Source organism: Brucella thiophenivorans, from assembly GCF_002252445.1.
Lineage (GTDB): Bacteria > Pseudomonadota > Alphaproteobacteria > Rhizobiales > Rhizobiaceae > Brucella > Brucella thiophenivorans.
The window spans coordinates 316453-331656 of record NZ_NNRJ01000019.1 but is presented as its reverse complement, the minus strand read 5'-3'; the positions used below and the strand labels follow the sequence as shown (position 1 = coordinate 331656).

The following is a 15204-nucleotide window of genomic DNA, read 5'->3' as shown; positions in this document are numbered from 1 at the left end:
CGCGCCAGAATTATGCTAATTCGACGCCTGTGATGCCCTTATAGCTCAGTTGGTAGAGCACCTGATTTGTAATCAGGGGGTCGGGAGTTCGAGTCTCTCTGGGGGCACCACCTTCAACAGTCGTTTATGAACACTGTATTATTTTTTATATAAAATCGTGATAGGCTTAAAATAGCAGCAGTACTTGCTAGTTATTGCGAGTGCTATTTAGCTATATTACAACTATTGCTTTCATGATAATTACATATTAAGCATACTAAATATATCAGATGATCTTTTTAGGTTTATTAAATCATGTCTCAACGGCGCATCTGCATTTCCGTCGTCACTCGAAACAGACCTAAGATGCTCTGTAACCTTTTCTTGTCTTTGGCTACTATTCACAAGCCTGACAGTGCAGATGTATCATTTCTTATTGTTGAGAATAATGCCTCTGCAACGCTTGACGAAACGGTCACGAGTTTCCGCGCACTTATACCTGATCATCAGATAGCCTATATAGTCGAAGACATTCCAGGCATATCCGCAGCGCGAAACCGTGCACTCAATCACGCTATAGAACAGGGTTTTGATTTTCTTGTCTATGTAGACGATGATGAGTTCGTAGAGCCAGAATGGCTCGTAAAACTGCTTGCCGAACGCGACCGGCTTGATCTCGACATCGTTGGCTCTCCTGTTAGACCAAAACCCTTTGACGACAATCTCACTCTTGTGCAGCGACTTGTCTGGTCTGGCATTGAGCGAAGCGGATATAAGTCTGAAAAGAAATGCCAGCGCAAATGTGCGGCAGGTCGTGGCGATTCGATCAAGGTTGCTACAGGTAGTTGGATGGGGCGGCTCGATTTTTTCCGCAATACGGGTCTGCGCTTCGATTCCCATTTCGGCCTTACCGGTGGCGAAGACTGGAACTTATGGGCCAAGGCGAAATCACTGGGTGCCCGAACCGGCTGGGCCTGTGATGCGATTGTCTATGAGACCGTACCATCGTCGCGTTTGACGCTAAGCTATCATTATCGCCGTAATCGCGATCATAACATCACTGAATTTGGTGCGCGTTATCGAGAAAATCCAAACAAGACACTGAAAAAGCTGCCGCTTAAAATTGCTGGCCGTGCGTTCAAATTTTTAGGCGCATCCCTCTCGATTCCATTCAGAGGTGGTCAGGGCGTTGTTTCAGCCGCAACGGCTCTCGGCGGGCTGGTCGGCCTGCTGCAAGGCTGCTTCGGCAAGAATTCACTGCATTATGCGAATACCACCGGATACTGATGTCGAATAAAAAGCCCCGCAATGCGGGGCTTTTCTTTGAATATCAGTACCAGCCTACAGCGACCTGCGCTTCTTCGGACATACGATCAGCAGTCCACGGTGGATCAAAGGTCATTGATACCTCGACCATGGAAACACCTTCAACGGTGCCAACGGCGTTCTCAACCCAGCCCGGCATTTCGCCTGCAACAGGGCATCCGGGAGCTGTCAGCGTCATTTCGATTTTCACCGTGCGGTCATCTTCAATATCGATCTTGTAGATAAGACCCAACTCGTAGATGTCGGCAGGGATTTCAGGATCATAAACGGTCTTGAGTGCCGCGATGATGTCATCGGTTAAGCGCAGCAGTTCTTCCTGCGGTATCAAAGAAGCGGAGAACGCAGACTTCGTTTCCGTTGATGCGCTCGCATCATCCGCTTTAGTTTCAGTCTGTTCCTGAACTTTTTGTTCGATCTCGGTCATCCGAAAAACTTCCTTGCCTTTTCCAAGGCTTCTGCCAACGCATCCACTTCATCGCGTGTATTATATAGTGCGAATGAAGCACGGCATGTAGAGGTGACGCCGAAACGTTTCAAGAGCGGCTGTGCGCAATGTGTGCCTGCACGCACAGCAACGCCTGCCCGGTCTATTACCATCGAAACGTCATGCGCGTGAATGCCTTCTAACGCAAACGAAATAATAGCACCCTTGCCCGGTGCATTGCCGTAAATACGCAGCGAATTAATCTTGCACAACTGCTCATGCGCATAGTCGCGCAAATCTTCCTCATGAGCGAGGATCGCATGGCGGCCGATCTTTTCCATATATTCAAGTGCAGCACCAAGCCCGATTGCCTGCACGATTGGCGGCGTGCCGGCCTCAAAGCGATGCGGCGGATGATTGTAAGTGACGTTTTCCTCCGTTACTTCCTCAATCATTTCGCCACCGCCCTGAAACGGGCGCATCTTTTCGAGCATTTCAGCCCGGCCGTAAAGAACGCCGATGCCTGAAGGACCATAAACCTTGTGGCCAGTAAAGACATACCAGTCACAACCAAGATCCTGCACGTCAACCGGCAGATGCACCGCACCCTGACTGCCATCGACCAGCACCGGAATGCCGCGTGCATGGGCCAGTTCCACAATCTTCTTGATCGGCGTGACTGTGCCAAGCGCGTTAGACATATGCGTAATAGCGACAAGCTTTGTGCGCTCGGTCAGACGCTTTTCGAATTCCTCAATATGGAACACGCCTTCATCGTCAACCGGCGTGAAGACAAGCTTAGCGCCCTGTCGTTCGCGGATGAAATGCCACGGCACTATATTGGAGTGATGCTCCATGATCGACAGGAGGATTTCGTCGCCCTCGCCGATATGCGGCATACCATAGCCGTAAGCGACCGTATTGATCGCTTCGGTCGCGTTTTTCGTGAAGACAATTTCGTCAACAGAGCCAGCATTCAGAAAGCGGCGAACTGTTTCGCGCGATTTTTCATAAGCGTCTGTCGCAGCATTGGAGAGAAAATGCAGACCACGGTGCACATTTGCATATTCATTTGAATAAGCATGGCTTATGGCGTCGATAACGCTTTGCGGTTTTTGCGCGGAAGCGCCATTATCCAGATAAACAAGCGGCTTGCCATGAACCTGTCGTGACAGGATGGGGAAATCGTTGCGGATCGCATCGACATCATAGGCTGCTACAAGCGGATTCTTCTGATCCATGATCGTTCCTTCTACCATTCAGGCAGAAAAGGCGAAGTGAAAAACTCACTCCGCCTTGTTCAATCAAGCGTGGGCTGAGAGCCAGTTCGAAAGCACTTCTTCCAGCGCCTCGACCAGAGCTTCATTTTCCAGCTCTTCAATGATCTCGGCGATGAACGCTTTAATCAGCAGGCCTCGGGCTTCGTTTTCAGAAATACCGCGGGCCATCAAATAGAAGAGATAGTCTTTCGACAACTCAGTAACCGTTGCACCGTGACCGCAAGCCACGTCATCAGCAAAGATTTCCAGCTCAGGCTTTGCATCAAACTCGCCATCGTCAGACAACAGCAGCGTGTTGCAAGCCATGCGGGCGTCGGTCTTCTGAGCGATCTGTGCGACACGGATCATGCCCTGGAACACACCACGCGCGCGATCTTTGACCACGTTGCGGATGATCTGGGTCGAACGTGTGTTCTCAACCAGATGCGCAACGGTCATGGTGATGTCAGTGTGGGAATCATCTGCGAGCAGATTGAGACCACGGAGTTCGAAGTCCGAATCTTCACCTGCAACATTGAGATGCACTTCCTGACGGATCAGCTTGCCACCAGCATTGACGATGAAAAGCGTAAGCTTGGAGCCTGCACCAATCGTTGCATTGAACTGCGCAAGCTGTGTCGACTGTCCGAAATCACGCAAAATAACCCATATGACATCGGCGCCATCGCCAACGGTCACATGGCTGACAGAAGTCGAGAAAGCATCGCCCTCGCCGCCCGTCTGACGCTCAATGATAGTTGCCTTGACATTCGAGCCAATTTCAACCGGAAAGCGTGTATGGCTCTGGCCGCTCTTCTGGATGTTCTGAATTTCAAGCGGTGCTTCAAGCTCAACATCATCAGCAATCGAAACAGCCCAGCCATCGCTAACATAGGCAGCGTTGATCTGACCAATCGTGTCGTCCGTGCCACGAACCGCCAGTCCTGAAACGAGAGATCCATCAGCCAGCGCATCACGCACTGCAGTCAGCGTCACGCCTTCGGGAGCCTTTGCAGTAAGCGCTGCACCATTGCTTGCAGCAAGAATTGTCGAACCTGCAAGCAACGCTGGAAGCGCATTAGTGCCAGCAGTCGGATTGAAATCCGGCACGCTTTTCAGAAGCGTACGGAAATCCGTGTAGTGCCAGCTTTCAATGCGGCGCGACGGAAGGCCGTGAACTTTCAACTCTTCAAGCGCGTTATCACGTGCAATGACAACGTCACCATTGCCCGGCAGCTCGCCCATACGAATGGCAAAGCTGTCGATCAGTGCGCTTTCAGCCGGAGTTCTTGGCTTTGAGGTCTGGATATTCATAATCCGCCTCCTTAGGCTACTTCGCCGATGATGTCGGCATAGCCATTTTCTTCAAGATGATTTGCAAGAGTCTTATCGCCTGATTTGATGACCTGTCCTTTGTAAAGAACATGCACGCTATCCGGCACAATGTAATCGAGCAAACGCTGATAGTGGGTGATCACAATGACCGCGCGATCTGGCGAACGCAGCGCGTTCACGCCATCCGAAACGATCTTCAGCGCATCAATGTCGAGGCCGGAATCGGTTTCGTCGAGCACGCAGAGGCTTGGCTCTAAAAGCTGCATCTGAAGAATTTCAGCGCGCTTCTTTTCGCCACCCGAAAAGCCTACGTTCAGAGGACGCTTGAGCATGGCCATATCAATATTAAGGCCGCCAGCAACGTCTTTGACACGCTTGATGAATTCAGGAATCTTCAATTCAGCTTCGCCACGTGCCTTGCGCTGGCTGTTCATCGCAACTTTGAGAAATTCCATCGTAGCAACGCCTGGGATTTCCATAGGATATTGAAACGCAAGGAAAATGCCCTTAGCAGCGCGTTCAGCAGGATCCAATTCAAGGATCGATTCGCCGTTGTAAAGAATGTCACCTTCGGTCACTTCGTAGTCAGAACGACCTGCAAGGATATAGGACAGTGTCGACTTGCCGGAGCCGTTCGGGCCCATAATGGCGGCGACTTCGCCCTTATTCACGGTGAGGTTCAAACCACGGATAATTTCAGTATCCGTGTCAGCGATCTTTGCATGAAGGTTTTTGATCTCAAGCATGGGTATAACCTTGTCTCTCAACGCAGCCTCATCGAAGGGCTGCTATTGCCAGTTAAAGAGCTGGCCAGAAAATCGGATGCGATAAAGCAGTCAGGCAAGCGTCGGGTTAACCGACGCTGCCTTCGAGCGAAATGCCAATCAACTTCTGCGCCTCAACGGCGAATTCCATTGGCAGTTCCTGAATAACTTCCTTCACAAAACCATTGACGATGAGGGCAATTGCCTCCTCTTGCGGAATGCCGCGCTGCATGACGTAAAACAGCTGGTCGTCGGAAATCTTAGAGGTGGTTGCCTCGTGCTCAAACTGTGCCGTGGCATTCTTTGCCTCAATATAGGGCACTGTATGCGCTCCACAATCATTGCCGATCAAGAGACTATCGCACTGGGTGAAGTTGCGGGCATTGGACGCTTTGCGATGCGCTGAAACCTGTCCGCGATAGGTATTGTTGGAGTTACCAGCCGAAATACCCTTGGAGATGATGCGGCTCGACGTGTTTTTGCCGAGGTGAATCATCTTGGTGCCGCTGTCGATCTGCTGATAGCCGTTGGAAACAGCAATCGAGTAGAATTCGCCGCGTGAATCATCACCACGAAGAATGCAGGAAGGATATTTCCAGGTAATAGCCGAGCCGGTTTCAACCTGTGTCCACGAAATTTTGGAGCGGTCGCCACGGCAATCGCCACGCTTGGTCACGAAGTTATAGATGCCGCCCTTGCCGTTGACATCGCCCGGATACCAGTTCTGAACGGTTGAATATTTGATCTCGGCATCATCAAGCGCGATCAGTTCAACAACCGCTGCGTGAAGCTGGTTTTCGTCGCGTTGTGGCGCTGTGCAACCTTCTAGATAGGACACGTAAGCGCCCTCTTCCGCGATGATCAGCGTGCGTTCAAACTGACCCGTATTCTTTTCATTGATACGGAAATAGGTCGAAAGCTCCATTGGGCAGCGAACGCCCTTCGGCACATAAACAAACGAACCATCTGTAAAGACAGCCGAATTCAGCGTCGCATAATAGTTGTCTGAAACAGGAACCACGGAAGCAAGATACTTCTGAACCAGTTCAGGATGCTCGCGGATGGCCTCCGAAATCGAACAAAAGATCACGCCAGCTTTTGCAAGTTCTGCCTTAAAAGTCGTGACAACGGAAATACTGTCGAACACGGCATCAACAGCAACGCGACCCGATGCATAGACATTGTCCGATGGATTGCCGTCGATTTCGCTTGGATCGCCCTGCTTGCGCACACCAGCAAGGATTTCCTGCTCACGCAAAGGAATGCCAAGCTTTTCGTAAGTACGCAAAAGTTCCGGGTCGACTTCATCGAGCGACTTCGGGCCGGTCTGATTCTTCGGCGCTGCGTAATAATAAAGATCCTGGAAGTCGATCTTCGGATAATCGACACGCGCCCACGTTGGCTCTTCCATGGTAAGCCAGCGTTCATAAGCTTTCAGACGCCACTCCAGCATCCATTCCGGCTCGTCTTTTTTTGCGGAAATGAAGCGAATAATGTCTTCGTTAAGGCCTTTAGGGGCTTTTTCGGATTCGATAGTTGTTTCAAATCCGTATTTATACTGGTCCACGTCCAAGCCGCGAACCTGATCAATGGTCTCCTGCACTGCAGGCATTGGCGTTCTCCATCCTCGTCGAATTCAAGGTCCGACAGTTGCAAACGTCAGGGCGATGATAGCTGTTATCGTCGCCACAATATAGTGTGCGTGACGCTTCTTTAAAACCTTTCTAAACTCAATTTCAAGCCCAGCTTTAAATTTGCCAGTAAAATTCAAGAATAATTTACAGCTTACGGCTGATTTCAGTTTCAACTGGCTTTGGAGCATTCATGGCGAGCGACGATTTTGCGCAAAACGTCGAGAAACTGATCAACAGATTCTATTGGAGCATTCGGTTCGAGCGAAACACGGATCGCGCCCGGCCCTTCCACAAGGCCCATAGCAGCCAGCACATGACTTGGACCGACCTTCCCTGAAGAGCATGCTGATCCTGCTGAGAGAGCTATTCCGCCAAGGTCGAATGCGATCTGAACGGTTTCAGACTTTTGCCCATCCAGCGAGAAAAACGTCGTGTTCGGCAAACGATCAACAGCTTTGCCATGGATTGTCGCACTCGGCGCGATCTCCATAAGACCGGCCTCCAGCCGGTCTCGCGCTTCCAACGACCAGCCATTGCCGTTCAGACGTGCATGCGCAATATCTGCGGCAGCACCAAAGCCTGCAATAAGTGGCAGTGCTTCGGTGCCAGCCCGATGGCCTTTTTCCTGACCGCCACCACGAACCAGCGCTTTTGGCATCATAAGATCAGAGATTGTGATCACAGCACCGACCCCCTTGGGTCCACCGATCTTATGCGACGAGATTATCAGATAATCACCACAATTATCTGTAATATCTAATTTAATACGACCTGCGGCCTGCACCGCATCAACGACGAATACGCCGCCGGACGCTTTGACAACTGCTGCAATATCGCGGATCGGCTGAATGACGCCGGTTTCATTATTGGCTGCCTGAACAGCCACAAGTGGCAAGCCCGCACTCTTGTCATGCGCTTTCAGCGCCTGCTCCAAAGCATCAAGCCGCAGAATTCCATTTTCATCAACGGCAAGAACCGTGATGTTGTCCGGCGCAAACTGTCCACCTGCAAGCATACAGGGATGCTCAGTCGCGCTTACATAAAGATGCGACAGACGCACCGGCGAACGCCCCATCATGTAAACTGGCGTCAGAAGTGTGGATGCGGCTTCCGTAGCACCCGATGTGAAGAAGACATGATCTGACTTAGCATTCACAAGTACAGCAACACTGCGCCGCGCCGATTCGACCAGTGCACGAGCGGCGCGACCTTCAAGGTGCACAGATGACGGGTTTCCGGTAATGCCTAATGCCTCGATGACCGCATTGCGTGCTTCATCGAGCAACGGCGCACTGGCATTATAGTCCAGATAGAGCCTCTTGCCGGTTCCGATCACCGATACTATCTCCTAAGCGAAGCCTTTAAGTGGCGTTAAGCGCAATTTTCTTGAATTTTCAGTCAGGAAAAGCCTATTAAGCCACATCAGGTACTGAACTACGGTCCAGTCTAACGAAATTTCAAATCGGTTCTAGAAGCGGCGCACTGCCACGTCAAGTTCGCCAATCTAGAGCCGGCCTTCCGATCACCAGCGGAGTATACATGCCAGAAGTCATTTTCAACGGCCCAGCCGGACGCCTTGAAGGCCGTTATCAGCCTTCCCGCGAAAAGAACGCACCGATTGCGCTCATCCTGCATCCGCATCCGCAGTTCGGTGGAACCATGAACAACAAGATCGTCTATGATCTGTTTTACATGTTCCAGAGCCGCGGCTTTACTACGCTTCGCTTCAACTTCCGCGGCATCGGCCGCAGCCAAGGCGAGTTCGACCATGGTGCGGGCGAATTGTCCGATGCGGCAAGCGCACTCGACTGGGTGCAGGCACTTCATCCAGATTCCAAAAATTGCTGGGTTGCCGGTTATTCCTTCGGTTCATGGATCGGTATGCAGCTTTTGATGCGCCGCCCAGAAATCGAGGGCTTTATCTCGGTTGCACCGCAGCCAAATACTTACGACTTTGCATTCCTCGCACCTTGTCCTTCATCAGGCCTGATCATTCATGGCGATCAGGATAAGGTTGCTCCGCCAAAGGATGTGCAGGTGCTTGTCGATAAGCTCAAGACACAGAAGGGGATTACGATCACCCAGAACACAATGCCGGGCGCGAACCACTTCTTCACTGGCCAAGGTGATCTTCTGATCGATGAGTGCACCGAATATCTGGATCGCCGTCTCGCTGGCGAACTGGTTGAAGTGCGCCAGAAGCGTCTACGTTAAACGCTTTACAAAATTAGCTTTATACAAGCCCGGCGCGTATCCTCGTCGGGCTTTTATTTTGGTGAAAGGACCAGAACACCACCCGACACAGGCTTATCGCAGCCGGTGGTCGTCGGATAAGTCAGCGGCAATCCGCGCATGGAACGCACAGCCAGATAAGCCCAGGCTTCCGCCTCCATTGCATCACCATCAAAACAAGCATTGTCAGCATCAAGCACACTTGCGCCTTCGCGTTCTGCCAAAGCGCTTAGTTCAGCCATGATCGCTGCATTCTTACGCCCACCGCCGCTCACTACATAGCTACGCGGTCGTGACGGTAAATGCGAAGCTGATCGCAGAATGGCCGCAGCACTCACATAAGCCAGCGTTCGCGCACCTGTTGCCAAATCCGTAGCGCCTTTTGCGGGCACGATAAAATCACCACGATCCAGTGACCGACGGTGATTCCCTTTGAAAAACTCATGATCGAGATAGTGAGCGGCCAAAGCTTCATCGACGACACCGCTCATTGCCGTTATGCCGGCCGGATCAAAGCTACCCTGCTCGTGCAGTTCCATCCACTGATCAATCAGCATGTTGCCCGGCCCGCTATCATAAGCCATCAGCCTACCTGCTTCATCGACATAAGTGAGGTTGGATATGCCGCCGATATTGACGAAGACGACCGGACCTTCAAGACTTGAAGGCAAGTTGGCAGCGAGTGCCGCATGATAAGCCGGGATCAATGGCGCGCCCTCTCCGCCATGTCGCATATCTTCAGCACGCATGTCATAAACGACCGCAATGCCTGTTTCGGCAGCAAGTAATGCTCCATCTCCAATCTGCACCGTGAGCGCCTCGCGCGGGCGATGCAGCACGGTCTGACCATGAAACCCTATCACATCGATCTCTTCCGGCTTCAACGAATGTTCATAGAGAAAGTCCTGAATAGCTATCGCATGCAGAAGCGTCTGATCATGTTCGAGTTGCTTGAGAATGCCAGGACGCTCATTGCGATCACTAATGCTACGCGCATCAAGAAGTGCTGCCCTCAACCGCGCACGAAATCCATCAGAATAAGAAACTGCACTTGATGGTCCGCGTTCGACGAAATTATCGCCATCGGTGTTGACAAGCGCAATATCGATACCATCCATCGACGTGCCGCTCATCAATCCAATTGCGCGTTTCAAATCGACCATACCGGAGTTTCCTTGTTATTCCCGCTTGAATGATGCTAAAGGCAAATTATCATAAGGTGGTAAGCACTTACTTACCGTTGTTTCCATTCTCGCCTAATCAGTCAGGAAAAGGGCATGTCCGGTTTCAAATCCGATTTTCTTCGCACGCTTTCCGAGCGCGGCTTTATTCATCAAATGTCTGATGAAAGCGGCCTCGATGAATTGTTGGTCAAGGAAACCGTGACGGCCTATATTGGCTTTGATCCGACAGCGCCGAGCCTTCACGCTGGCGGTCTGATCCAGATCATGATGTTGCACTGGCTCCAGCAGACTGGCCATCGCGCAGTTGCTCTTATGGGCGGCGGGACCGGCATGGTTGGCGATCCGTCCTTCAAGGATGAAGCACGCAAGCTGATGACTGAAGATACCATTGCCGAAAACATAGCGGGTATCAAACGTGTCTTTGCAAATTACCTGACCTTTGGCGATGGCCCAACCGACGCGCTTATGGTCAACAATGCCGACTGGTTGCGGGATATTAATTATCTCGAATTCCTGCGTGATGTCGGACGCCACTTCTCGGTCAACCGCATGTTGTCGTTTGATTCGGTTAAGACCCGTCTTGATCGCGAACAGTCATTGTCGTTCCTCGAATTCAACTACATGATCCTGCAAGCCTACGATTTCGTTGAACTCAGCAAGCGCTACGACATGCGCCTGCAAATGGGCGGTTCAGATCAATGGGGCAATATCATCAACGGTATCGATCTCGGTCACCGTATGGGTACGCCACAGCTTTACGCCCTCACCTCGCCTTTGCTCACCACAGCATCAGGCCAGAAGATGGGTAAATCGCTGGGCGGTGCTATCTGGCTCAATGCCGATATGCTCAGCGCCTATGACTTCTGGCAATACTGGCGCAATACGGAAGATGCAGACGTCGAACGCTTCCTTAAGCTCTACACAACGCTGCCTTTGGATGAGATTGCGAAGCTTGCAGCGCTCGGCGGTTCAGAAATCAACGAAGCGAAAAAAATCCTCGCAACCGAGATTACTGCAATTCTGCACGGCCGCGACACTGCCGAAGAAGCCGCTGATACTGCTCGCAAGACTTTCGAAGACGGTGAACTTTCGGAAAATCTTCCGACCGTTGGCGTGCATAAGGCAACGCTTAATGACGGCATCGGGGTCTTGGCATTGATGGTGCTTGCAGAACTCTGCGCCACCAATGGCGAAGCACGCCGTCACATCGAAGGCGGCGCGGTTCGCATCAATGATGAAATAGTCACTGACCCGCGCCTGAGCATCAATGCAACGGCTTTGAATGAGCAAAGCGTGATCAAGGTATCACTCGGCAAGAAGCGCCATGTGCTCATCCGCCCTGCGTGATCGAAATTGAAAACTAAGAAAAGCCGGGTTCAGCCCGGCTTTTTTATTGCGCTTTAAAACTCAAAGATCGAACGGAAAATACCCGGCGCGATAATAGAGATTGGGTTCACAATCACCTGCGGCGCCTTGGCAGTTCCCTCAAGTTTGAACGTGATGCCCAAAAGACCGCGATCACGTCCGTTACCCAAGAGCGCACCAAAGATTGGTACTTCTCCGAAAATACGATTCACACCGTAGGCCGGCATGAATGTGCCGGTAATGGACATATTTCCACGCGGATCGTACAGCGTTCCCTGAAAAGTGGTCCCAACCGAGGGGCCGCGCACAACACCTTTGGCGAGCTTCATATAGCCTTCGCCTTTTTCGATCAGAGAAAAACCACGCTCAATATCAACCCGCGACACGTCAATATCGCGTTTGGCTGCCTGACTAAGGCTGGTACCGCCGGTATTCGGAGAACTCGTAACAATTTTTGCCAGCCGCGGTTCATTGATGATTGAAAAATTACGCGCATCGATCTGGCCGCTTAAGGGGCCATTGCCCTGCCCTGCAAGACCGACAGTGATCTTACCACCGCGCATCTTGTCGTAAAAGTCAAAGAATCGCAGCACTGCACCCGCATCATTAGATTGCAGTGATACAGATCTGGCATCACCTTGATCGTTGTTTGTTGCAACAAAAGATTGCCCAGAAGACGTGACCGCGTTGACCGAAACGCCGGAAATTTTGCTTCCCGCATTCTCGTATGAAACCGCCACGTTGCGCAATTTCTCATCGTTAAAGCCGCTGACTTCATCGATCTGGGCGCTGACGACAACGCGTGGACTTTTGCCGCCACCAGAGTTTTCCGTTTTTTTCTGCAGATCAGATACTTGTTTAATAATTGAGCGCGCATCAAATTGCGATCCGCGCACGGTAACGCGGTAACCGCCCGAGGCCTTAGCGGCTTTCACGCTCATGCGATCTGAACGCGTAAGGCGTATATCGCTGAAATCTGCCGACTGAAAATCACCACCAACAATGGACAGATTGCCTTTCGCGCCAAATGTATCGCCCGTTAAATCCAGATTGCGAATATCGAGCTTGCCTCCACTGTCTTTGCTTTCAATCAGATCGAATGTCGCTTTAGCTGGAACACCGCTCCCTTTGCGCCAACCGAGCCAAGGTAGATCGATTTGGGCCTTATTTAGATCGGCCACGACGTGCCGCTTGCCACTGTCCTCCATGCCAAGATCAATGGAAATCGGGCCGGAGAACAGGTCTTTCAATCCTGGCAGCAGCTTGTTGCGGGCCGCGTCATCCAGCTCAAGCTTGATCTTCTGTTCACGTTTGGCAGGGCCAGAACGATCAACAGGCTCTGTCATCGAGATTTTAGCGGGAACACCATCAAGCTTTGCATCTGCTGTGATAAGCGCTACCGACTGATTGACTTTGATGCTGCCATTTGCATCGCTGACGGTCGAACCGCCAACGGGCTTGGAAATAGCAAGATTCGTAAATCCAATATCTGCATCCCATGTCAGCGTTCCTGGTGGTGCGCCTTTGGAAACGGCAAAACCGACTTTCACACGTGCTTTGACATCACCTGTCGCGTCTTCCGGAAGAAAAGGCACGTTTTTCAAAACGTCGATCGGCTTTTTACCGGCAATCTCGGCGATTGCCGCGGCATCGCCCGAAACAAGCAGATCAAGGTTTGCAATGACGGGGCGCTGCGGACCCCATGGAATAATCAATGTTCCGTCGGAAACCGTCGCTTTGCGATTATCCGGAGTATAGGAAATGCCATTTGCCAGTTTGATTGTCGTATGTGCGCCGCGCACAGAGATGTTTCCCGCAACATCACGAACGGGCGGCAATTCACCAATCACGTCGAAACGCGTATCGGTCACATTGAAGTCTGCCTTGATCTCCTCGCCTGTCAGTGGCGGAGGCAGACCCGGGCCATTAAAGCGCCCGCCTGCGAGCGAAATATCGATGCGGCTGTCTTTCAACGTGCCGCCAAACAGGTTTTTCAGAACCCATTCACGCGCACCATCTGCAACATCGATGGGCCATAGATGCTTGGCATCCGCGACCGGCATTTCAGGAATGCGAAGCATGAAGATCATTTCTGGCGAACCATTGCCAAAACCCATGCTGCCCTGCCCGTAAAGTTCGCCTTTGCTGGTCTGAACATCGAGGTTGGAAAATTGCAGGCGCTGTTGGTCAGCCAGAAAATGACCAGCAATTTTCACGCCAAAAGCCAATTGCGGATCAATTGATTCTGCGGGCATGCTGGTGGCTGAACTTGTTACCACTTCAAAGCGGTAATCGGGACCACCTGAATTGTTGGTTGCATCTGGCTCCGGCCCGAAAGCGCCATGAAACACCGCGTTTAATCCGCCCAGCTGCAAGCGAGATGGTTTGATTTCGATCTTGCCGCTACCAACCGAGTGCTCAATAAGCAGCACCGCATTGCCGCGCAGATCGGTAACGCGGCCAAGTTCCATGTTGATGTTATCGACAGCAAGTTGCGCTGTAACGCGCTCAGGCGTGTCCCCACTGGCCACCTTGCCAGACAGAGCAAGGCTAGCATTACCTTTTAGATCGAAATGCGCGGGATTGGCACGATTGCCATCAATGATCGGAGCAACTTCCTCCGGCGAACCCATATCAATCGGCAAATTGCTGATCTTGATCTGAAACGCATCGAGATCATTCTGACGGCCTTTGCGATCTATGCTGCCATCAACCGTAATTGTCTTGTTTTTCCAGACGACACTGCCTTTGACCGAGATTTTCCCTGAATCTTCAACAAGACGAAGCTTTTTAACCTCGATACTTTGCTGCTCATCGCCTGTTTTAAAGCGGATTGTGGTGTTGAGCAGTCCGATGGCCTGTGTGTTCTGGTCCTGCAACAATTCTAGATTGCGTCGCATGGCGGAAAAAAGCTCTTCCGAAACCGCATCGAAGTCAACATAGCCACGACTGTCGTAGGGTAGCGATTTCCAGAAACCCGCACCTTCCTGCTCTGGCAAATCGAAAGCCGCACCATCCACTTCCAGTTCAGCAACACGAACATTTCCAGTCAACAATGGTAATGGTGCCAGACCGAGCCGCACCGATTTTATATTCTTGATTTCTATGCCCTGTCGCGGATCAACAATTGAGACGTCATTTGCCTCCATCGCAACCAGGCTGTTCTGATCTAGTGATAATCCGGCACTTCCTATGGTGGCAGAAGCGTCTTTGCCCAGCATTCGGGTTATGCTCTTTTGAGCTTCGTCACGCAAAAGATCGCTATTCACACCGCCGCGAAGGATAACAAAAGCCACGCCGCCAACCAGAACAACGATGATGCATAAGGATAGAATAGCGTGCGAACACCATCGCAAAATTGAGCGTTGGGGCCTCATGAGTGCAGGCACGCCGCTCTCACCGCCTTCGGCAGCGAGGCGCTCGATTCTGTCCATCTCCCGCTTCGTGAAGCGGATTTTGCGTGGTTTATCTGTCAATATTCCAGCCGAACACTTAATTTCCGCAAATACTCACCTTTAAAAGGCAGATGATAAAAACTCTGTATCTTCCTGCTTTTATTATATTTCTGCATATCGCCCAAACCGTTGATAACCCTGTTCGATACTTTATCGTCAGATGAAGTCCGGCCCTTTTGAGCGGGCTCAAACAGTTGCACAAGCCTAGCCCGAATGCGATAGCTTTAAATGTAAGTGTAACAGGCAG

11 protein-coding genes and 1 tRNA gene are annotated in these 15204 nt (G+C 51.4%); 4 read left to right on the top strand and 8 right to left on the bottom strand.

The window, feature by feature from the left end:
• Positions 1 to 34: 34 nt before the first annotated feature.
• Together CEV31_RS11120 and CEV31_RS11115 are read left to right on the top strand one after the other, a co-directional pair.
• Positions 35 to 110, top strand: a tRNA-Thr gene (locus tag CEV31_RS11120).
• A gap of 184 nt (positions 111 to 294) precedes the next feature.
• Positions 295 to 1266, top strand: a complete 972-nt coding sequence (locus CEV31_RS11115) for a glycosyltransferase family 2 protein (protein ID WP_094507107.1) — start codon at positions 295 to 297, stop codon at positions 1264 to 1266.
• Between the two features lie 43 nt (positions 1267 to 1309).
• Here the strand turns inward: CEV31_RS11115 and CEV31_RS11110 are convergent, their stop codons facing one another.
• The 6 genes from CEV31_RS11110 to CEV31_RS11080 form a co-directional block, all read right to left on the bottom strand.
• Positions 1310 to 1729, bottom strand: a complete 420-nt coding sequence (locus CEV31_RS11110) for an SUF system Fe-S cluster assembly protein (RefSeq protein WP_094507106.1) — start codon at positions 1727 to 1729, stop codon at positions 1310 to 1312.
• Complete coding sequence (locus CEV31_RS11105) at positions 1726 to 2970, bottom strand: cysteine desulfurase (RefSeq protein WP_094507333.1); 1245 nt, start codon at positions 2968 to 2970, stop codon at positions 1726 to 1728. Before CEV31_RS11105 ends, CEV31_RS11110 begins: the two co-directional genes overlap by 4 nt.
• 63 nt (positions 2971 to 3033) lie before the next feature.
• Positions 3034 to 4302 (bottom strand): Fe-S cluster assembly protein SufD, encoded by a 1269-nt coding sequence (gene sufD, locus CEV31_RS11100; protein ID WP_094507105.1) that lies wholly within the window; start codon positions 4300 to 4302, stop codon positions 3034 to 3036.
• Positions 4303 to 4313: 11 nt separating this feature from the next.
• On the bottom strand, positions 4314 to 5069 hold the full coding sequence (gene sufC / locus CEV31_RS11095; RefSeq protein WP_094507104.1) for a Fe-S cluster assembly ATPase SufC: 756 nt from the start codon (positions 5067 to 5069) through the stop codon (positions 4314 to 4316).
• 106 nt (positions 5070 to 5175) lie between these two features.
• Entirely contained in the window at positions 5176 to 6699 is a 1524-nt protein-coding gene (sufB, locus tag CEV31_RS11090; RefSeq protein WP_094507103.1) for a Fe-S cluster assembly protein SufB, read from the bottom strand.
• A gap of 191 nt (positions 6700 to 6890) precedes the next feature.
• Positions 6891 to 8057 carry a cysteine desulfurase family protein gene (locus CEV31_RS11080; protein ID WP_094507101.1) on the bottom strand — a complete coding sequence of 389 codons (1167 nt, stop codon included), beginning with the start codon at positions 8055 to 8057 and terminating at the stop codon, positions 6891 to 6893.
• A gap of 203 nt (positions 8058 to 8260) precedes the next feature.
• On the opposite strand from CEV31_RS11080, the gene CEV31_RS11075 reads away from it, so the two are divergent.
• Positions 8261 to 8935, top strand: coding sequence for an alpha/beta hydrolase (locus CEV31_RS11075; protein ID WP_094507100.1), 675 nt, complete (start codon positions 8261 to 8263; stop codon positions 8933 to 8935).
• A 53-nt stretch (positions 8936 to 8988) separates the two neighbouring features.
• Here CEV31_RS11075 and CEV31_RS11070 read toward each other — a convergent pair whose 3' ends face one another.
• Positions 8989 to 10116: an anhydro-N-acetylmuramic acid kinase gene (locus tag CEV31_RS11070; RefSeq protein WP_094507099.1), complete on the bottom strand. Its 1128-nt coding sequence runs from the start codon at positions 10114 to 10116 to the stop codon at positions 8989 to 8991.
• 114 nt (positions 10117 to 10230) lie between these two features.
• Here CEV31_RS11070 and tyrS point away from each other — a divergent pair, with 114 nt between their 5' ends.
• Positions 10231 to 11484 (top strand): tyrosine--tRNA ligase, encoded by a 1254-nt coding sequence (gene tyrS, locus CEV31_RS11065; protein WP_094507098.1) that lies wholly within the window; start codon positions 10231 to 10233, stop codon positions 11482 to 11484.
• Between the two features lie 53 nt (positions 11485 to 11537).
• Here the strand turns inward: tyrS and CEV31_RS11060 are convergent, their stop codons facing one another.
• On the bottom strand, positions 11538 to 14936 hold the full coding sequence (locus CEV31_RS11060) for a DUF3971 domain-containing protein (RefSeq protein ID WP_094507097.1): 3399 nt from the start codon (positions 14934 to 14936) through the stop codon (positions 11538 to 11540).
• Between the last annotated feature and the right edge of the window lie 268 nt (positions 14937 to 15204).

Coding starts and splice junctions, on each gene's coding strand:
- CEV31_RS11115 (WP_094507107.1), top strand. CDS start 295: ATGTCTCAACGGCGCATCTGCATTTCCGTCGTCACTCGAAACAGACCT.
- CEV31_RS11110 (WP_094507106.1), bottom strand. CDS start 1,729: ATGACCGAGATCGAACAAAAAGTTCAGGAACAGACTGAAACTAAAGCG.
- CEV31_RS11105 (WP_094507333.1), bottom strand. CDS start 2,970: ATGGATCAGAAGAATCCGCTTGTAGCAGCCTATGATGTCGATGCGATC.
- sufD (WP_094507105.1), bottom strand. CDS start 4,302: ATGAATATCCAGACCTCAAAGCCAAGAACTCCGGCTGAAAGCGCACTG.
- sufC (WP_094507104.1), bottom strand. CDS start 5,069: ATGCTTGAGATCAAAAACCTTCATGCAAAGATCGCTGACACGGATACT.
- sufB (WP_094507103.1), bottom strand. CDS start 6,699: ATGCCTGCAGTGCAGGAGACCATTGATCAGGTTCGCGGCTTGGACGTG.
- CEV31_RS11075 (WP_094507100.1), top strand. CDS start 8,261: ATGCCAGAAGTCATTTTCAACGGCCCAGCCGGACGCCTTGAAGGCCGT.
- CEV31_RS11070 (WP_094507099.1), bottom strand. CDS start 10,116: ATGGTCGATTTGAAACGCGCAATTGGATTGATGAGCGGCACGTCGATG.
- tyrS (WP_094507098.1), top strand. CDS start 10,231: ATGTCCGGTTTCAAATCCGATTTTCTTCGCACGCTTTCCGAGCGCGGC.
- CEV31_RS11060 (WP_094507097.1), bottom strand. CDS start 14,936: ATGGACAGAATCGAGCGCCTCGCTGCCGAAGGCGGTGAGAGCGGCGTG.